The 18,635-nt window shown below is 71.4% G+C and carries 16 protein-coding genes and 1 riboswitch; of the genes, 9 read left to right on the top strand and 7 right to left on the bottom strand.

Annotated elements, in window-relative coordinates; all coding sequences use genetic code 11:
* Positions 1-37 precede the first annotated feature (37 nt).
* The 5 genes from qcrC to ABT354_RS15160 all read left to right on the top strand — a co-directional run bounded on the left by qcrC (position 38) and on the right by ABT354_RS15160 (position 7,152).
* Complete coding sequence (qcrC, locus tag ABT354_RS15180) at positions 38-850, top strand: cytochrome bc1 complex diheme cytochrome c subunit (RefSeq protein ID WP_351493584.1); 813 nt, start codon at positions 38-40, stop codon at positions 848-850.
* The gene (gene qcrA / locus ABT354_RS15175; protein ID WP_351493582.1) at positions 847-1,923 is read left to right on the top strand and encodes a cytochrome bc1 complex Rieske iron-sulfur subunit; all 1,077 of its coding nucleotides are present in this window, start codon (positions 847-849) and stop codon (positions 1,921-1,923) included. The genes qcrC and qcrA overlap by 4 nt, the downstream gene beginning before the upstream one ends.
* Positions 1,920-3,563: a cytochrome bc1 complex cytochrome b subunit gene (gene qcrB, locus ABT354_RS15170; RefSeq protein WP_351493580.1), complete on the top strand. Its 1,644-nt coding sequence runs from the start codon at positions 1,920-1,922 to the stop codon at positions 3,561-3,563. Before qcrA ends, qcrB begins: the two co-directional genes overlap by 4 nt.
* A gap of 135 nt (positions 3,564-3,698) precedes the next feature.
* A complete protein-coding gene (gene trpD / locus ABT354_RS15165) occupies positions 3,699-4,763 on the top strand; it encodes an anthranilate phosphoribosyltransferase (RefSeq protein ID WP_351493577.1) in 1,065 nt (354 codons plus the stop codon).
* Positions 4,764-5,420: 657 nt separating this feature from the next.
* Positions 5,421-5,538: riboswitch (SAM riboswitch) on the top strand.
* Positions 5,539-5,766: 228 nt separating this feature from the next.
* Positions 5,767-7,152 carry an aminotransferase class V-fold PLP-dependent enzyme gene (locus ABT354_RS15160; protein ID WP_351493575.1) on the top strand — a complete coding sequence of 462 codons (1,386 nt, stop codon included), beginning with the start codon at positions 5,767-5,769 and terminating at the stop codon, positions 7,150-7,152.
* Here ABT354_RS15160 and ABT354_RS15155 read toward each other — a convergent pair.
* From ABT354_RS15155 to ABT354_RS15125, 7 genes are all read right to left on the bottom strand, one after another.
* The gene (locus tag ABT354_RS15155; protein WP_351493573.1) at positions 7,107-8,318 is read right to left on the bottom strand and encodes a glycerate kinase family protein; all 1,212 of its coding nucleotides are present in this window, start codon (positions 8,316-8,318) and stop codon (positions 7,107-7,109) included. The genes ABT354_RS15160 and ABT354_RS15155 overlap by 46 nt on opposite strands.
* A gap of 95 nt (positions 8,319-8,413) precedes the next feature.
* Positions 8,414-9,826, bottom strand: coding sequence for an SLC13 family permease (locus tag ABT354_RS15150; protein WP_351493571.1), 1,413 nt, complete (start codon positions 9,824-9,826; stop codon positions 8,414-8,416).
* 214 nt (positions 9,827-10,040) lie between these two features.
* Positions 10,041-10,703, bottom strand: a complete 663-nt coding sequence (locus ABT354_RS15145; protein ID WP_351493568.1) for a response regulator transcription factor — start codon at positions 10,701-10,703, stop codon at positions 10,041-10,043.
* Positions 10,700-12,142 carry a sensor histidine kinase gene (locus ABT354_RS15140; RefSeq protein ID WP_351493688.1) on the bottom strand — a complete coding sequence of 481 codons (1,443 nt, stop codon included), beginning with the start codon at positions 12,140-12,142 and terminating at the stop codon, positions 10,700-10,702. Before ABT354_RS15140 ends, ABT354_RS15145 begins: the two co-directional genes overlap by 4 nt.
* Positions 12,129-12,512, bottom strand: a complete 384-nt coding sequence (locus tag ABT354_RS15135) for a hypothetical protein (protein WP_351493566.1) — start codon at positions 12,510-12,512, stop codon at positions 12,129-12,131. The genes ABT354_RS15140 and ABT354_RS15135 overlap by 14 nt, the downstream gene beginning before the upstream one ends.
* Positions 12,513-12,689: 177 nt before the next feature.
* Complete coding sequence (locus tag ABT354_RS15130) at positions 12,690-12,971, bottom strand: Lrp/AsnC family transcriptional regulator (RefSeq protein ID WP_351493564.1); 282 nt, start codon at positions 12,969-12,971, stop codon at positions 12,690-12,692.
* A gap of 37 nt (positions 12,972-13,008) precedes the next feature.
* Entirely contained in the window at positions 13,009-13,773 is a 765-nt protein-coding gene (locus tag ABT354_RS15125; protein ID WP_502983416.1) for a rhomboid family intramembrane serine protease, read from the bottom strand.
* Between the two features lie 253 nt (positions 13,774-14,026).
* Between ABT354_RS15125 and ABT354_RS15120 the strand changes: the two genes are divergently transcribed.
* From ABT354_RS15120 to ABT354_RS15105, 4 genes are all read left to right on the top strand, one after another.
* Complete coding sequence (locus ABT354_RS15120) at positions 14,027-14,269, top strand: hypothetical protein (RefSeq protein WP_351493562.1); 243 nt, start codon at positions 14,027-14,029, stop codon at positions 14,267-14,269.
* 34 nt (positions 14,270-14,303) lie between these two features.
* On the top strand, positions 14,304-15,665 hold the full coding sequence (locus tag ABT354_RS15115; protein WP_351493560.1) for an NYN domain-containing protein: 1,362 nt from the start codon (positions 14,304-14,306) through the stop codon (positions 15,663-15,665).
* Positions 15,666-16,129: 464 nt separating this feature from the next.
* Positions 16,130-17,173 (top strand): C40 family peptidase, encoded by a 1,044-nt coding sequence (locus tag ABT354_RS15110; RefSeq protein ID WP_351493558.1) that lies wholly within the window; start codon positions 16,130-16,132, stop codon positions 17,171-17,173.
* A gap of 287 nt (positions 17,174-17,460) precedes the next feature.
* On the top strand, positions 17,461-18,486 hold the full coding sequence (locus tag ABT354_RS15105) for a C40 family peptidase (RefSeq protein WP_351493556.1): 1,026 nt from the start codon (positions 17,461-17,463) through the stop codon (positions 18,484-18,486).
* Positions 18,487-18,635: the final 149 nt, after the last annotated feature.

The raw sequence follows: 18,635 nt of genomic DNA, 5'->3' as shown, positions 1-18,635 counted from the left end.
AGCATCGACGCAGAAAATCCTGACACCGGGGTAATCCGTGAAAAAGCTCTCCGCACGACGACGCCATCCGTTGGCGGCGGTCGTCGTCCTACTCCTCGCGCTGGCGGCCACCGGGGGGCTGTACGCCGCGTTCGCGCCCGCGGACACGGCACAGGCCGAGCAAACCTCCCAGTCCCTCGCCATCGAGGAAGGCAAGAAGCTCTACACCGTTGGCTGCGCGAGCTGCCATGGAACCGACGGTGAGGGCACCACCGACGGTCCCCCCCTGGTGGGTGTCGGGTCGGCCGCAGTCGACTTCCAGGTCGGTACCGGCCGTATGCCGGCCCAGCAGCCCGGCGCCCAGGTGCCGAAGAAGAAGAACATCTACACCCAGGCGGAGATCGACCAGCTCGCGGCGTACGTCGCCTCGCTGGGCGCCGGTCCGATCACCCCCACCGAGAAGCAGTACAGCCCCACCGGCGCCGATGTGGGCAATGGCGGCGAGCTCTTCCGTACCAACTGCGCCCAGTGCCACAACATGACCGGCAAGGGAGGCGCGCTGACCAACGGCAAGTACGCCCCCACGCTGGAGGGCGTCAGCGCCAAGCACCTCTACGAGGCCATGCAGACCGGCCCGCAGAACATGCCCTCCTTCCCCGACGGCGTCATGCCCGAGCAGGAGAAGCGGGACATCATCGCGTACGTCGAGGCCATGAACGACCCGAAGGTCGCTTCCAGCCCGGGTGGTCTCACCCTGGGCGGCCTCGGGCCGGTCTCCGAGGGCCTGTTCGCCTGGGTCTTCGGGCTCGGTGCGCTGATCGCCGCCGCCGTCTGGGTCGCGGCCCACACCGCTAAGGCCAAGAAGTCATGAGTAGCCAAGACATTCCAGAAGAGAACCTGCCCGCAGAGGCAGCCGCGCACGGCGCGGTCGGGCACGGCGGCACCGCCGTGGCCCAGCGTGTGGACGACGATCCGTTCCACGACCCGGGACTGCCGGCCCACAAGCCGCGCATCCAGGACATCGACGAGCGCGCCGCCAAGCGGTCCGAGCGCGCGGTGGCCCTGCTGTTCACGCTGTCGATGCTGTCCACCGTGGCCTTCATCGCCTGCTTCGTGATCTTCCCGGTCGACAAGCTCGTCTACATCTGGCCCTTCGGCCGGGTGAGCGCGCTGAACTTCTCGCTCGGCTGGACCCTCGGCCTGGCCCTCTTCTTCATCGGCGCGGGCGCGGTCCACTGGGCCCGTACCCTGATGTCCGATGAGGAGATCGCCGACGAGCGTCACCCGATCGAGGCATCGCCCGAGGTCAAGGCGCAGGTCATGGCCGACTTCCGGCAGGGTGCCGCCGAGTCCGGCATGGGCCGCCGCAAGCTGATCCGCAACACCATGTTCGGTGCGCTGGCCCTGGTGCCGCTGACCGGTGTGGTCCTGCTGCGCGACCTCGGTCCGCTGCCGGAGAAGAAGCTGCGGAAGACGCTCTGGGCCAAGGGCAAGCAGCTCATCAACATGAACACGCATGAGCCGCTGCGTCCCGAGGACATCACGGTGGGCTCCCTCGTCTTCGCGATGCCCGAGGGGCTCAAGGAGGACGACCACAACTTCCAGATCGAGATCGGCAAGGCCGCCCTGATGCTCGTCCGCATTCAGCCGGACGACATCAAGGACAAGCGCGAGCTGGAGTGGTCGCACGAGGGTATCGTCGCCTTCTCCAAGGTCTGCACCCACGTCGGCTGCCCGATCAGCCTCTACGAGCAGCAGACCCACCACGTGCTCTGCCCGTGTCATCAGTCCACCTTCGACCTTTCCGACGGGGCCCGCGTCATCTTCGGCCCGGCCGGTCACCCCCTGCCGCAGCTGCGGATCGGTGTGAACGACCAGGGCAACCTCGAAGCCCTCGGCGACTTCGCCGAGCCGGTCGGTGCGTCCTTCTGGGAGCGCGGATGAGTACCACCACGAAGACCAACGAGCCCAAGCGCGAGGAGCGCAAAGCACCCGCCGGTGAGCGGGTCGCCGACTGGGCGGACGGCCGGCTGGGGATCTACTCCCTGGCCAAGGCCAACATGCGGAAGATCTTCCCGGACCACTGGTCCTTCATGCTGGGTGAGATCTGCCTCTACAGCTTCATCATCATCATCCTCACGGGTGTGTATCTGACGCTGTTCTTCAACCCGTCGATGACGGAGATCACCTACCACGGCAGCTATGTCCCGCTCCAGGGCGTCCGTGTGTCGGAGGCGTTCGCCTCGACGATGGAGATCAGCTTCGACGTCCGCGGTGGTCTGCTCATCCGCCAGATCCACCACTGGGCCGCGCTGATCTTCGTCGCCGCGATGATGGTCCACATGATGCGCGTCTTCTTCACCGGCGCGTTCCGCAAGCCGCGCGAGGTCAACTGGCTCTTCGGCTTCCTGCTGCTGATCCTGGGCATGTTCACCGGCTTCACCGGTTACTCGCTCCCGGACGACCTGATCTCCGGCACCGGTGTCCGCTTCATGCAGGGCGCGATCCTGTCCGTGCCGATCGTCGGTACGTACATCTCGATGTTCCTGTTCGGCGGCGAGTTCCCCGGCCACGACTTCGTGGGACGGTTCTACTCGATCCACATCCTGCTGCTGCCCGGCATCATGCTGGCGCTGCTGGTGGGCCATCTGATCCTGGTCATCTACCACAAGCACACGCAGTACGCGGGCCCCGGCCGTACCGAGAAGAACGTCGTCGGCATGCCGCTGATGCCGGTCTACATGGCCAAGGCGGGTGGCTTCTTCTTCCTGGTCTTCGGCATCATCGCGGTGGTCGCCGCCGTCGCCACGCTCAACCCGATCTGGGCCATCGGCCCCTACCGGGTCGATCAGGTCTCCACCGGCGCCCAGCCCGACTGGTACATGGGCTTCGCCGAGGGTCTGATCCGGGTGATGCCCGGCTGGGAGATCAACTTCTGGGGTCACACACTCGCCCTGGGTGTGTTCATCCCGCTGGTGATCTTCCCGCTGATGCTCGGTGCCATCGCGGTCTGGCCGTTCCTGGAGTCCTGGGTCACCGGCGACAAGCGCGAGCACCACATCCTGGACCGCCCGCGCAACGCCCCGACCCGTACCGCCTTCGGTGTGGCCTGGCTGGTCGCGTACTTCATCATGCTGATCGGTGGTGGCAACGACATCGTCGCCACCCACTTCAACCTGTCGATCAACGCGATCACCTGGTTCGTCCGGATCTTCTTCTTCGCCGGACCGGTCCTCGCGTTCATCCTCACCAAGCGGATCTGCCTCGGCCTCCAGCGCCGGGACAAGGACAAGGTGCTGCACGGACGCGAGTCCGGCATCATCAAGCGCCTGCCGCACGGTGAGTTCATCGAGGTGCACGAGCCGCTGACCCAGGGCGAGCTGTACACGCTGACCTCGCACGAGCAGTACGCGCCGCTGGAGACCGGCCCGGAGGTCGACGGGAACGGCGTCCGCCGCAAGGTCTCGCTGACCAAGAAGACCCAGGCCAAGCTGAGCCAGGGCTTCTACGGCGAGGGGAACCAGATTCCCAAGCCGACGGCCGAGGAGTACAAGGAGATCGCGAGTGGCCACGGCCACCACTGATCACCTGATCTGATCGTTCACGATCGCCACAGCGGGAGCCCCGTCCACTGCCTGGACGGGGCTCTTCGCCGTTCTCCCGGCTGGAATAGGGTGGGAGGGCACTTTTTCATTCGCTGATGGACCCTGGAGCGGACCATGAACGTTGTGACCCCGGTTGGCGGCGACAGCGTGGCGGACCTCTCCTGGCCCCGCGTGCTGAACTCGCTGCTCGACAACCACGACCAGAGCGCGGACGCCACCGCGTGGGCGATGGACCGCATCCTCAGCGGTGAGGCCACCGACGCCCAGATCGCCGGGTTCGCGGTGGCGCTGCGGGCCAAGGGCGAGACGGTGGCGGAGATCTCCGGCCTGGTGCGCACCATGTACGCGCACGCCCATCTGATCGAGGTGGCGGGGCCCAGTGTCGACATCGTGGGTACGGGGGGCGACGGCGCCAAGACCGTCAATATCTCCACCATGTCCGCGATCGTGGTCGCCGGCACCGGGGCGAAGGTCGTCAAGCACGGCAACCGGGCGGCGTCCAGCGCCTCCGGCGCCTCCGATGTGCTGGAGAAGCTGGGCGTCAATCTGGAGCTGACGCCCCAGCGTGTCGCGGAGGTCGCCCAGGAGGCGGGGATCACCTTCTGCTTCGCGGTGAAGTTCCACCCGGCGCTGCGGCATGTGGCCGCGGCGCGCAAGGAGCTGGGCATCCGGACCACCTTCAACTTCCTGGGCCCGCTGACCAACCCGGCGCGGGTACGGGCGCAGGCCACCGGGGTCGCCGACGCCCGGATGGCCCCCATCCTCGCGGGGGTCCTCGCCGAGCGCGGCTCCTCGGCGCTGGTCTTCCGGGGCGACGACGGGCTGGACGAGCTGACCACGACGGCGACCTCCCGGGTCTGGGTCGTCCGCGACGGCTCGGTCCGCGAGGAGACCTTCGACCCGCGCGAGGTCGGCATCCCCCTGGTCCCGGTGGAGTCCCTGCGCGGCGCGGACGCCTCCTACAACGCCGAGGTGGCCCGCCGGCTGCTGGCGGGGGAGACGGGTCCGGTACGGGACGCGGTCCTGCTGAACTCGGCCGCCGCGCTGGTGGCGCTGGAGCCGACCGACGCCCCGCTGACCGACCAGATCGCCGCGGGCATCGCCCGCGCCGCCGACTCCCTCGACTCGGGCGCGGCGAACTCCGCCCTCACCCGCTGGATCACCGCCTCCCACGCGTGACCTCCGGTCCGGTTCTGTGTCCCGAGCCTGGTGACGGGCTTGCCGGCCCCGACCTCGCCGGGGCCTCAAAATTCAGCCTCTCTGGGGGCACCTCCCGGACGGAGTCTGGGGGAGATTGAGGAGCGGGGTTCGGGGCTGGCCCCGACCGGAGCCCGAGGTGGCCCATGGGCCGGTGTGTGCTGGGCACCGCCGGGCCGGTGGTGTGTGGTTGCTCGCCGTCGCGGCGGGATGAAGAAGCCGGCCTCTTCGCTCCGGGAGGGGGCAGTAAATCCGGCCCCGGTGGGGCCATCTCCCGGGCGGAGACCTCAAAATTCAGCCCCTGGGGGCAGGTCGCGGACGAGGGCTCGGTAAATCCAGCCCCTCCGGGGGCACCTCCCGGACGGAGTCTGGGGGAGTTTGAGGAGCGGGGTTCGGGGCTGGCCCCGACGGGGGCCCGAGGGGCCGTGGGCCGGTGTGTGCTGGGCACCGCCGGGCCGGTGGTGTGTGGTTGCTCGCCGTCGCGGCGGAATGAAGAGGCCGGCCTCTTCGCTCCGGGGCCGGGGCCGGCCGAGTGTCACGGGGGCCGTGAGGTTGGCCGAGGGCCGGGCCGGAGGCCAGGTCGTCCGGGATGCGGGACGGGGTTGCCAGCGGGTGATCGACTGGCATACGGTCTCGGCAGGTCATGAGCGACAGCGACTACGGCCCCGGCCCGCTGTCCGGCAACCCTCCGTCCGTGGCGGGGTGCCCCGGGTGAAGACCAGGCCGTGGGCAGCGAGGTCCGCGGCAAGCGCGGACCCCTGCGAACCCTGGGGTCCTGGTCCCGAGGGAGCAGTCTCGTGAGCAAGCGAATGCGTTAGGGCGAAGCGCCCCTTCTTCCGCACACCCTCGGCCCCCGCCGCGCCATCGACGCGCCCGCGGGGAGAGATCCCGAGGCGATCCCCGTACGTACCCCCGTGTGCGCCCCGTCGCACCCCCGTACGGGTCAACGAAGCCATTCCGCCACGCCCCGCCGGGAGACACCGTCATGTCCGCATGCCCGAACACCGCCACCGCCACCGCCGTGCACACCCCGCTCCCCGTCCTCGGACGCGATGTCACCGTCCCGCTGGTCACCGGCGGCGAGGTCACCTACGCGGCGCTCGACTACGCCGCCAGCGCCCCCGCCCTCCAGCGGGTCTGGGACGACGTGGCCGCGTACGCCCCGTACTACGGCAGTGTCCACCGGGGCGCCGGCTACCTCTCGCAGCTCTCCACGGACCTCTTCGAGAACAGCCGTACCACCGTCGCGGAGTTCCTGGACTGCCGCGATGACGACCAGGTGGTCTTCACCCGCTCCACCACCGACTCGCTGAATCTGCTGGCCTCCGTGCTGCCCTCCGGCTGCCAGGTCTTCGTCTTCGAGACCGAGCACCACGCCTCGCTGCTGCCGTGGGCGGGGACCGGCGGCCGGGACGCCCGGGTCACCTATCTCAGCGCCCCCCGTACCCCCCAGGAGGCCGTGACCATCCTGGAGCGGGCGCTCGCCGACCGCGACCCCTACGGGCCCGCGCTGGTCTGCGTGACGGGCGCGTCCAATGTGACCGGTGAGCTGTGGCCGGTGAAGGAGCTGGCCGCCGCCGCCCATGCCCATGGCGCCCGGATCGTGCTGGACGCCGCCCAGCTCGCCCCCCACCACCCCGTCTCCGTGCGGGAGCTGGACGTGGACTGGGTCGCCTTCTCCGGGCACAAGCTGTACGCGCCCTTCGGCTCGGGGGTGCTCGCGGGCCGCGCGGACTGGCTCCGGAGCGCCGACCCCTATCTCGCGGGCGGTGGCGCCTCCCGTACGGTCGCCCGCCGCCCCGACGGCGGGGTGGAGGTGGAGTGGCACACCACCGCCGCCCGCCATGAGGCCGGTTCGCCGAATGTCATCGGCGTGTACTCCATCGCCGCCGCCTGCAAGGCCCTCACCGAGGCGGGCTTCGACTCGCTGGTCGCCCGTGAGCAGTCCCTGGTGGCGGCGGTCCGTGCGGGCCTCGCCGAGGTCCCCCAGGTCAGGGTGTTGTCGCTGTTCGGCGACGACGCCCCCCGGGTCGGCGTGATCTCCTTCGTGGTGGAGGGGTGGAACAGCTCCCACTTCGCCGCCGCGCTCTCCGCCGAGTACGGCATCGGCGTCCGCGACGGCCTCTTCTGCGCCCACCCCCTCGTCCGTACCCTGCTCGGCAGCGACCCGCAGGACCCGGGCGAGTGCGGGGCGCCCGACGCCGCCCCCGGGGAGAAGTCCCTCAACGCCATCCGGGTCAGCTTCGGCGCGGGCACCCCCGACGAGCACATCGAGCGTTTCCTGAACGCGGTCCGGGAACTGGTCACCCAGGGCGCCCGCTGGACCTACCGCACCGAGGACGGCCGCTGCGTCCCGGACACCACCGGCTGAGCCTCCCGCCGGCTCTCCGGCAGCCGGGTCCCGATGAGGATCATCCGCAGCGCGCGCTCGGTCGCGTCCGCGAGGAACTCCCCGCCCCGCCCCAGCGCCTCCGTCAGCGAGACCGGGGCGGGCATGATGGAGCCATAGGCATCCACCCCCACCGAGCGCACCTGGTGGGCGCCCTCCCCGAGGGTTCCGGCGAGGGCGAGGACCTGACGGTCGTAGAGCTTGGCCCGCCGGGCGACCTCGGCGGGCACCTTGCCGCGCGGGGTCTGGTGGTCGAGGGCGCCCTCCGCGGTGACCACCAGATCGGCGCGGGCCAGCCGCTCGTCCAGGTCGAGATGGTCGAGCAGGACGTCGAAGCGGGGCAGCAGCCGGCCGCCGAGCGCCGCGAGCCCCGCGCCCAGACCGCCGGAGGCACCCGTACCGGGGCCATGGGCCAGGTCCGTGTCCCCCCGCAGATCGCGGGTGAGGACGGCCGCCCAGCGCTCCATACCGGCCGCGAGCTGCTCCACCTGGGCCGGGGTCGCGCCCTTCTGCGGACCGAAGACCCTGGCCACCCCGCGCTCCCCGCAGAGGACGTTGTACGGGTTGCAGGCCACCCGGATCTCCGTCTCCGCCAGCCGGGGGTCGAGTCCGGTGGGGTCGATCCGGTCGATGCGGGTCAGCTCCCGGCCGCCGCGCGGCAGCTCCTCGCCGTCCGCGTCCAGCAGCCGTGCCCCGAGTGCCTGGAGGGCGCCCGCGCCGCCGTCGGAGGTGCCCGAGTCGCCGCAGCCGACGAGGATCCGCCGGACCCCGGTGTCCAGCGCCGCCCGGATCAGCTCGCCCACGCCCTGGGTGGTGGTCGCGCCCGGGTCGCGCAGATCGCGCGGGACCAGGGAGAGCCCGGCGACCGCGGCCATCTCCACCACCGCGGTCTCCCGGTCGCCCAGGAGCGCGAAGTGGGTGCCGATGGTGTCACCGGTGGGCCCGGTGGCCCGCAGCGGTACCAGCCGCCCGCCGGAGGCGGCGGCCAGCGCGCGGGCCGTGCCCTCACCGCCGTCCACCAGCGGGATGAGATCGATCTCGGCCTCCGGCACCACCCGGCGTACCCCCTCGGCGATGGCCTCCGCCGCGGACTGCGCGGACAGGGACTCCTTGAAACCGCTGGGGGCGACGGCGAATCGGTTCAGCATCGTACGAACTCCTGACGGGCGGAGGGACGGTCGGGAAGAGAAGGGGGGAGGGGGAGGGGGAGGGGGAGAGGGGGACGGGGCCCCGGACCCTGGGCTCACCGGAGCGGGATGCCCAGCAGTGGCCAGACCGCGACCGCGAAGAGCAGCACCAGCGCGGCGGTCAGCGGGGCGAGGAAGGCGGAGAGCCGCAGCAGATCGCGCGGGGTGTAGGTGGGCACACCCGGGATCTCGGCGAAGAGGGTGACCGGCTTGGCGGAGGCGGGCAGGGTGTGGCAGAAGCCCGCGGCGGCGGTCGAGGCGAGCGCCGCGGCCACCGGGTTCACCCCGGCTCCCACGGCCGCCGCCACCACCAGCGGCACCAGGACCGAGGATCTCGCCGAGCGGGACTGGAGCACCAGATGGGCCAGGGTGGAGACCAGCACCACCACGCCGAGGAAGGCCCACGGCGGCAGGTCCAGCGGTATCCCGCCGACCAGGTAGTCCGCGGCGCCGGAGTCGGAGAGCGCCACACCCATCGCCATCGTCGCGGCCATGAAGAGCAGCAGCGACCAGGGGACGGTCTTGAGCGCGTCCTTGAGCCGTACGGTGCCCAGCGCGGGCGAGGCGGCGACTATGGCGCCGATCAGCGCGACCACGGCCGGCGGCACCCGGTGCAGGGGCTCGCTGCACCACAGCGCCACCACGGTGGCCAGCAGCAGGGCGCAGCGGGTCTCCGCGGCCTCCCACGGCCCGGTCACCGGCTTGTCGCTGTGGGCCTGGATCTCCTCGACGGTGATGTGCACCGGGCCGACCCGGTCCTCCCGCTTGGTGGTGGTGAAGAGCACCAGCTCGGCGGCGAGATGGGAGGAGACCACGGCCAGCGGCAGTCCGATGAGCAGCCACTCGGTGAAGCCGATGCGCTCACCGGCGGATTCCCACAGCACGGAGACGGTGATCAGATGGGCGCCCGCGCCGATCAGGGTGGCGACCGCGGAGAGCAGGATGACGGTGGGGAAGAGCAGCGCCAGCATCACCACCAGCCGCTTGCGGTCGGCGAGGACCTTGGCCAGGGCGAGGAAGACGGGCATGGCGAGCGCGGCCCGGCCGGAGGTGGCCGGCACGGCGAAGGCGGTGACCACCAGCGCGGCGGTGGTCAGATGGACCAGCTGCCGTACCGTGCTCGCCCCGCTCACCAGGAAGGCGGCGGCCCGCCCGGCGAGGCCCGTCCGCGCCACCGCGGCGGCCAGGACGAACGCGCAGATCAGCAGCCACACCGTGTCGTCGCCGAGGGTCCCGAACAGCTCGTCGCTGCTGATGACACCGGTCGCGGTGAGCGCGAGTCCCGCGCCCAGGGCGATATAGGTGTCGTCTATCGGGGTGCCGATCCAGGCACAGGTCGCTATGGCGAAGATGGCCAGGGTCAGCCGGGCGTCGCCGCTGAGCCCCGGGAAGTTGGTGGGGACCACGAGCAGCGCGCAGATGCTCAGGGCCACACAGAGGGTGGCCGCTTGTCGCAGGTTCAAGGTCACATGAGAAAGGGTTCACCCGGGCGGTGAGGGCTCCATGAGCCCTTCATGAAAGAAACTTCACCCGATGCGCCCCATCCGGCCCATTCGTCACAGCAGTTCAGTACCCCTGTCACGCAGCGTCCCCAGGTGCCACGCAGGACCCGTGGGAACGCACAGGGCCCGGCAGCCTCCCCCGCACGGGGGGCCGCCGGGCCCCGGTCCTCTCCCCGCTCCCTCAGTCGGGCAGCCGGTACCCCATGCCCCGTACCGTCTCCACCCGTCCCGCGCCCAGCTTCTTGCGGAGCGCGCGGACATACACATCCACGATGTTGGAGCCGGGGTCGAAGTCGTATCCCCACACATGGGAGAGGATCTGCTCCCGGGAGAGCACCTGCCCCGGGTGGCGCAGGAACAGCTCCAGGAGGACGAACTCACGGGCGGTCAGATCGACCGTCCGCTCGCCCGAACGTGCCCGCCGGGTGCGCAGGTCCAGCGACAGCTCGCCATTGCGCAACACGGTGACCTCGGGCGCCCGGGCCGCGGTGCGCAGCCGCAGCCGCACCCGGGCCAGCAGTTCCTCGAAGCGGAACGGCTTGGTCATCCAGTCGTCGGCGCCGCCCTCCAGACCCGCGACGGTGTCCCGTACGGAGTCCCGCGCGGTGAGGATGATCACGGGGACGGAGACCCGTGCCTCCCGCAGCTGCCGCAGCACCGTGAAGCCGTCCCGCCGGGGCAGCCCGATGTCCAGCACGATCAGATCGAAGCCGCCGGTGACGGCGTAGTCGTAGGCGTCGTCGCCGTCCGCGACGACGGTGGTCGTGAAGCCGTTGGCGCGCAGCCCCTTCTCCACGAAGGAGGCGATGCGTTCCTCGTCCTCCACGATGAGTATCCGGTTCACAGGGTCGCCTCTTCTCTGGGGAGTACGAGGACGAAGGTGGCGCCTTGGCCCTCGGTGGTGCGCAGTTCGACCTGGCCGCCGTGGCCGACCGCTATCGCCTTCACGATGGCGAGGCCGAGCCCCGCCCCGGTGGCGCGGGTGCCGCGGGCGGCGGTGCCGCGCCGGAACCGTTCGAAGATCACTTCGGCGTCCTGGGCCGTCACCCCGGGGCCGCTGTCGGCGACATACAGCTCGATGCCGTCCTCCCGGCTGCGGGAGCCGATGGCGACCCGCTGTCCCGGCAGGGTGTGCTGGACCGCGTTCTGGGCGAGCTGCACCATGGCCTGGGTGATCCGCTGGGGGTCCAGCCGGATCTCCGCGTCGACCGCCTCGGCCAGCTGCCAGCTCCGGTCGCCCAGCGCCCGTGCCTTGACGAAGACATCGGCGGTGAGTTCGCCGAGCTGCACCGGTTCGGGGGTGACGAAGTCGGGCCGTACGGCCTTGGCGAGGAGGAGCAGGTCCTCCACGATCCGGCTCATCCGGTCCAGCTCCTCCATGACGATCCGTACGGTCTCCTCCCGTTCGGCCGGATCGTCGCCCATCAGCTCCAGATGGCCGCGGACGATGGTGATGGGGGTGCGCAGTTCGTGCCCGGCGTCGTCGGCGAACTCCCGCTGGGCGGCGAAGGCCCGTTCCAGCCGGTCCAGCATGGCGTTGAAGGTCTCGGCGAGCGCGGCTATGTCGTCCCGGCCCTGGACCGGGATGCGCCGGGTCAGATCCTGCTCGGTGAGCTGCGCCGCGGTGGTGCGGACCAGCCGGACCGGCTGGAGGATCCGTCCGGCGACCGCCCAGCCGATGCCGGTGGTCATCAGCAGGGCCACCCCGGAGATGGCGAGCAGCATGGTGAAGATGGACTCGGCCTTCTCCTGCTCGGCGGCGGGGTGGATGGCGACGACGAAGGCGGTGTCGGGGTGGCCGGTGCCGGCCCCGACCTCCACCTTGGCCCAGCGGATGTCGCCCTGGGGCCGGTGCACGGTGCCGGTGGCCTGCGGCGACTCGAAGACCTCGATCAGCGCGGTGCGGTCCTCGGCCAGCGGTTCAAACTTCAGGGCCTCCCGCTGCTGCACCATGTTGGAGGGGTGGGTGCCGGGGTTCTCGACCAGGCCGAGCAGCTCCTCGTCGGGGTCGGCGTACTGCCGTACGAGGAAGAGCCGCAGCAGCTCCCGGGGGTCGGTGAAGCGGGCGCCGTTGCGCGGGTCGATGCCCTGTTCGACAAAGTTCTCGAACTCGGTCGCCTCCTGGACCAGGAGGCCGTTGATCCGATGGTCCACATCGCGGAGGAGTACGGAGCGGGTGGCCGTGGCGACAGCGCCCAGCGCCACCGCCATCACCAGCAGCAGCCAGAGCAGGATGCGCAGCCGTGCCGATACCCGGCGGCGTACCGGGTCAGCCGTCGTCACCTGCGTCGTCGCCCCCGTCGTCGCCGCCCGGACCGTCGTCGTCGTTGTCGTCGTCACCCGGGGGGTTCTCCTTCACCGGCGGCGGTTCCACGGTCTCGTCCACCGGTGGCTGCTTGGGGGTGTCCTTGGGCGACGGGGCCTGGACGGTCTCGTCCTGCGGCGAGGAGGGGGTCGGCTGCGACGGGTCCGCGGTGGCGGGTGAGGGCGGCGGCACGGACGGGTCGGCGGAGGTCCCGGCGGTGGGGAGTTCCACCTTCGGCGGGACCTTGCGGTCGTCGGGGCTGTCGGTGAGGGCGTAGCTCGTCACCGCGATCCCCAGGGGAATCGCGACGACCGCGGCCAGGGCCGCTATGCGATGAGAGAAGACCATGTGTTCGATCGTGCCGAGGTGAGGGCGGGTACCGGATGAGGCCAGGATGAGGAATTCTTCATCTGGCGGCGATACGGACGGTGAGGCGGTGCCGGGGAACCCTGCGGGATCCGGCGGGATCCGGCGGAACCCGGGGGGATCCAGGGCGATCCGGGGAACCCAGGAGGCCCGGGGGAGCTAGGAGTCCAGGCCGATCGCGAAGGCCGCCTCCAGGTCGTGCTGCGAGTAGGTGCGGAAGGCGACATGGGTGTCGGTGGCCTCGACCCCGTCGATCCTGCTGATCCGGCCGGGGATCACATCGGCCAGGTCGTCGTGGCGGGGGACCCGGACCATGGCGATCAGGTCATAGGTGCCGGTGACCGAGAAGACCTCGCTGACGCTGTCCAGTGCCGCGATGGCCTCCGCGATCTCGGGGATGCGGTCCACGCTGGTCTTGATGAGCACGATCGCGGTGATCACGGCTGCTGTTCTCCCTCGGTGGCCGCTGCTGGGACCTTCACTCTAGGGCCTGCCCCCCGCCTCCCGCCGGGCCGCCCTCCTCGCCCCGGCCCGCCGGGCGGAGCCCCGGGCGGTGCCCGAAACGTCCCCAGGCGTAGAGAAAGCCCGCCGCGAAGCCCACCAGGTGTGCCAGATAGGCCACTCCGGAGCCGCCGGTGCCCGCCCCCGACGCGGCCAGCCACTGGAGGACGAACCAGAAGACCAGCACCATCCAGGCGGGGAAGCGCAGCGGCAGGAAGAAGAGGAACGGGAAGAGACTGGTGACCCGTGCCCGGGGGAAGAGAAAGAGAAAGGCCCCCAGCACCCCGGAGATCGCCCCCGACGCCCCCACCAGAGTCTGTGCGGACCCCGCGTTGGCCGCCGCGTAGGCCGCCAGCGCCAGATAGCCCGTCACCGCGTAGAAGAGGACGAACTCCACTCGGCCCATGCGCTCCTCGGCCATCGCGCCGAAGACGTAGAGAAAGAGCATGTTCCCGAGCAGATGCAGCCAGTTCCCATGGATGAAGAGCGCGGTGAACGGGGTGAGCAGGGTGCCGGGATCGCCGCTCATCAGTTCGGCCGGGATCACACCCCACCGTTCGAAGTACGCGCTCTGCGCCGCCAGCAGCGCCTCTCCGTCCCGTCGCCCGTGCGGCGGGTTCAGCCCCGAGACCGGGCTGACCAGGAAGAGAGCGCAGCAGACGGCGATCGTCGCGGAGGTCATGGCGGGCCCGCGCACCGCGCCATGGATCGCTCCCCGGGCCAGCGCCCGCCACTCGATCATGGACAGATCATGGCGCAGTGGCGGAGAACGGTACAGAGTGCCTCGCCGTGTCCCCCAGGACCCCCGAGGCCATAGAGTTACAGGGAGTACACCCGCAGTTCGACGGCGCACCGCGGATCCGCACCCCGCGCGACCGGCCGCGCACGGAGAGACAGGGCATGGCTCCGGCGCGGGGGCGCGTACGGCCCATGACGTATGAGTCGTCCGTCTCCCGCGAGGCGCACGAGAGGGACGACGGAAGAGGACGGCACTGATGACGACGGTCCCCACACCGACGGCCGAGACCCGCTGGCGCTGCACACTCTGCGGGAATCTCACCCGTTTCGATGTCACCCGCTCCTCCAAGGTCGTCGAGTACGTCCATCTGGACCTCGCCGGGGAACCCAAGGTCGAGGAGCGCGAGGTGGTCAGTGAGACCATCGAGTCGGTGCGCTGCCGCTGGTGCAACGCCCAGGACAAGATCGAACTGGTGGACAGGCCGGGCACGGGCTCCTGAGGGAGCCGCCCGAAGGGTAGTGGGGTGACGGATCGTGGAGCAGCCCGGAAGTGGCGGGGAACCGGCCGGCGCGGCCGGAGACGCCGCTGAGGCGCTCGACCGGCCGTTGCCGGACGGTGTGCGGCGCCGGGTCGTGGCCCTGGTCGCGGATGCCTTCGGCGGGCTCACCGTCGCCGAGCTTCCCGCCCAGCTGCGGCAGTATGCCCGCTTCACCCCCTCCCGGCGGGCCCGTTTCGCGGGGAACGCGATGGCCACGGCGCTGGAGAGCGACCCCGTCTTCCGGCAGCGGATCGCCGAGCGGCTCGCCCTGGCCCAGCCGGAGCTGTGCGCCGCGCTGACCGCCGGGTCCCCGCCCGCCGCCGTCGATCCGCTGGATGTGGCGGCCACCGCCTATGTCCTCCGCCCCACCGGGTGGGTCAAGCTGGTCGCGGCGGCGGGCGAGGAGGCCCAGCGCGCGGACGCCGAGCGCGCCGACGAGGCCGGGCGGCGCGAGCTGGAGCGGCTCCGCGCCGAGCTGGCGGAGGTGCGCGAGACCGCCCGCGCCGAGACCGAGCGGCTCCGCGCCGAGCTGGACGCGGGGCGCAGGGAGACGGAGTCGCTGCGCCGCAGGATGCGCGGGGCGCAGAGCGACATCAAGCGCGGCGAGGCGGCGGTGCGGCGGGTCGAGACGGAGACCGAGGCGGCCCGCGCGGAGAGCGCGGCCCAGCTGTCGGCGGCGGAGAGCGAGAACCGCCGGCTCAAGGCACGGCTGGCCGAGGCCGAGGCGGCGGTGGAGGCGGGGCGCCGCGCGGCCCGTGAGGGGCGTTCGGTGGAGGACATGCGGCTGCGGCTGCTCCTCGACACCGTGCTGGAGGCGGCGCAGGGGCTCCGCCGGGAGCTGGCCCTGCCCCCGGTCTCCATACATCCGGCCGACACCGTCGACGCGGTCGCGCCGGGGCGGATGTCCCCCAAGGACATCGCGGCCCGTGCGCTGTCGGAGACGGATCCGGCCCTGCTGGACCAGTTGCTGGCGCTGCCCCAGGCCCATCTGGTGGTGGACGGCTACAACGTCACCAAGACCGGCTATCCCACCATGCCGCTGGAGAAGCAGCGGCTCCGGCTGCTGGGCGGGCTCTCGGTGCTCGCCGCGCAGAGCGGTGCGGAGATCACCTGTGTCTTCGACGGGGCGGAGCTGGCGGCGCCGGTGCTGCTGGCGCCGCCGCGCGGGGTGCGGGTCCTCTTCTCCAAGCCCGGGGTGACGGCGGACGAGCTGATCCGTCAGCTGGTACGGGCGGAGCCGCCGGGGCGTCCGGTGGTGGTGGTCTCCACCGACCGTGAGGTGGCGGACGGTGTGGCACGGGCCGGTGCGCGGCCGGTCGCCTCGGTCATGCTGCTGAAACGGCTCTCCAGGGTCTGACGGCTCTCCCGGCCTCTTCCGGTCGGCCCTTCCCGGTTCCGGTCTCTTCCGGTTCCGCCGGTTCGATCTGTCGTCGTGGACGGCTCAGGACATCCGATGTCGTGGCGGTATGTCAACTCGTACCCCTGATGCCGGAATCCGGTCGATCGGTTCGTGAATCGGACGGAAAGGGAGCGAAAAGGGAGCGTCATATCCCCCCGGAGGTGCCGGAGATGAGGGCGGGAAGGGCGTGTCGGTCGAGTTTTTTCGTTTTTTTCGTGACGGGATTTGAAGTGATCACAAGAACGTCACTAAGGTCAGGCGTCGAACCTTCGCCCGGTCGATCATCCATCCGGGGTGACGGCGAAGGACCGCCGAGTCTGTACATGACGGCCATGTCGCGGAGGACTGGGAACCGGATGTGCGGAGCCGGGGACACCACCCCTGCCCGGTAGGCGGCTCAGAGGAAGAAGGAGCCGTCCTTCGTGGCATCCCACCGCCGTCCCAAGCAGCCCGGCCGGGCCCGGGTCACCGTGCTCACCGCGACCGCCGCCGCGGCCGTCGCCCTCACCTCCCAGACCGCCCAGGCCGACCCCAAGCCCAGCAAGAGCGAGGTCAAGGCCAAGGTCGACAAGCTCTACGAAGAGGCCGAGCGCGCCACCGAGAAGTTCAACGGCGCCAAGGAGCAGCAGGGCAAGCTCCAGAAGCAGGTCGACGCGATCCAGGACCGGGTCGCCCGGGGCCAGGACGATCTGAACGAGCTGCGGGACGCGCTCGGTTCGGTGGCCAGCGCCCAGTACCGCTCCGGCGGCATGGACCCCGCCCTCCAGCTCCTCCTCTCCTCGTCGCCGGACGACTATCTCGACCAGGCGTCCGCGCTGGACCAGCTCGGTGCCCAGCAGGCCGAGGCGGTCAGCGACATCCAGAGCAAGCAGCGCGCCCTCGCCCAGCAGCGCAAGGAGGCCCAGGAGAAGCTGGGCGACCTCGCCGACACCCGTAAGGAGCTGGGCTCCAAGAAGCGCGAGGTCCAGGCGAAGCTCGGCGAGGCGCAGAAGCTGCTCAACTCGCTCAGCGCCCAGGAGCGCGCCGACCTCAAGCAGGCCGAGCAGAAGCGCGCCGACCGCGCCGAGGCCCGCGCCACCCTCACCCCGCCCGGCAAGAAGGAGTCCAAGCCGGTCTCCGGCCGGGTCTCCTCCGCCTACGCGGCGGCCCAGAGCAAGATCGGATCGCCGTATGTCTACGGCGCCTCCGGCCCCAGCTCCTTCGACTGCTCCGGCTTCACCTCCTGGGCCTTCGCCCAGGCCGATGTCGCCATACCCCGCACCTCCCAGGCCCAGGCCACCATCGGCACCCGGATCACCTCGCAGTCCGATCTCCAAGTCGGTGACCTGGTCTTCTTCTACTCCGACCTGCACCATGTCGGCTTCTACGCGGGCAACGGTCAGATCCTGCACTCCCCGCGCACCGGAGCCGTGGTGCGGTACGAGTCGATCAACAACATGCCGTACCAGTTCGGGGTACGGGTCTGACCCCCGCGACCGGTCCGATCTCCGCGACCGGTCCGACTCCCGCGATCGGTCCGGGGCCCCTCCGTCCGGGGTCCGCCACCGGTCCGGGACAGGGCTCCGGCCCACCCTCCGAACGGGCGAATTCCCGCCCCGCACGCTGACGCCGCGCCCTGCCGGTGACCTGTGGTCTCACCGGTGGGGCGCGGTTGTGCGTGCCTCCCGGGGTCGTTGGCCGCCGCGTGGTCGCCCGGCTACTGTCTGCCGCGCACCAGCCCCGCCCCAACCTCCCGCGGAAGGGAGCGCTCTCCGTGGCGTCCCATCGACGGCCTTCCTCACCCGGTCCCGCCCAGCGGGCCGCCGCACTCTCCGCCGCCGCGGCGACGGCCGCGGTGGCCCTGGGCTCCGCCCCCGCGGGGGCGGACCCCGGCGACTCCCCGAGGGAAGCGCGGGCCGCCGTGGACCGGCTCTTCACCGAGGCCGAGCAGGCCACCGAGCGCTACAACGCGGCGGGGGAGCGGCTCACCCGGCTGCGCACCGAGGTCGGCCGGGCCCGCGACCGGGTCGCCCGGGGCCAGGAGCGCATCAACCGCATGCGGCAGGGGCTGGGCTCGCTCGCCATGGCCCAGTACCGCTCCGGGAGCATGGACCCCACCCTCGACCTGCTGTTCTCCGCCGACCCCGAGAGCTATCTCGCCGGGGCGGAGATGCTGGAACGGGTCGGGGAGCGCCAGCACACCGTCCTCCAGGACTTCCAGCGCACCCAGCGCGAGGTGAGCCAGACCCGGGCCGAGGCGGTCCGGGACCTCGCCGAGCTGGAACGCGGACGGCGTGAACTCGCCCGCCACAAGCGGACCGTCGAGCAGCGCCTCGCCGCCGCCCGCACCCTGCTCAACTCGCTCTCCCCCCAGGACCGGGAGGCCGTCGACCGGGCCTCCCGGGACAGCCGCGCCCCGCTGCCGGAGCTGTCCGGCACCTCGGTGCCCGCCTCCGCCCGCGCCGGGGTGGCGCTGGCCGCCGCCCGCGGCGCCATCGGCCGCCCGTACATCTGGGGCGCCAGCGGACCGGTCGGCTTCGACTGCTCCGGGCTGGTCCAGTGGTCGTACGCGCAGGCCGGGGTCTCCCTGCCGCGCACCTCGCAGGCGCAGCGGTTCGCGGGCCGCCGGATCCCGCTCTCCCAGGCCCGCCCCGGCGATCTCGTCACCTATCGCGCCGACGCCAGCCATATCGGTCTGTACGCGGGCAACGGCCGGGTGGTGCACGCCCCCTACCCCGGCGCGGCGGTCCGCTACGACCCGGTGGGCATGATGCCCATCACCTCGGTGACCCGGGTCTGATCCCACCCGGGCGCCCCGGGTGCCCCCGGGTGAACGGCGGGGTCAGGTGTCCCGTACACGGGTATCAGGGCTGAACCCCGCACGGCGGGGGCGTCGCGCCCGTACGGGGGGACCCTCGCCGAGCGGCGCCCCTGGAGCGCCCCGTTCCG

The organism is Streptomyces sp. NPDC000594 (genome assembly GCF_040299965.1).
In the GTDB taxonomy this organism is placed as follows: domain Bacteria; phylum Actinomycetota; class Actinomycetes; order Streptomycetales; family Streptomycetaceae; genus Streptomyces.
The sequence above is the reverse complement of the archived record's forward strand: the minus strand, read 5'-3'. Positions and strand labels throughout refer to the sequence as shown.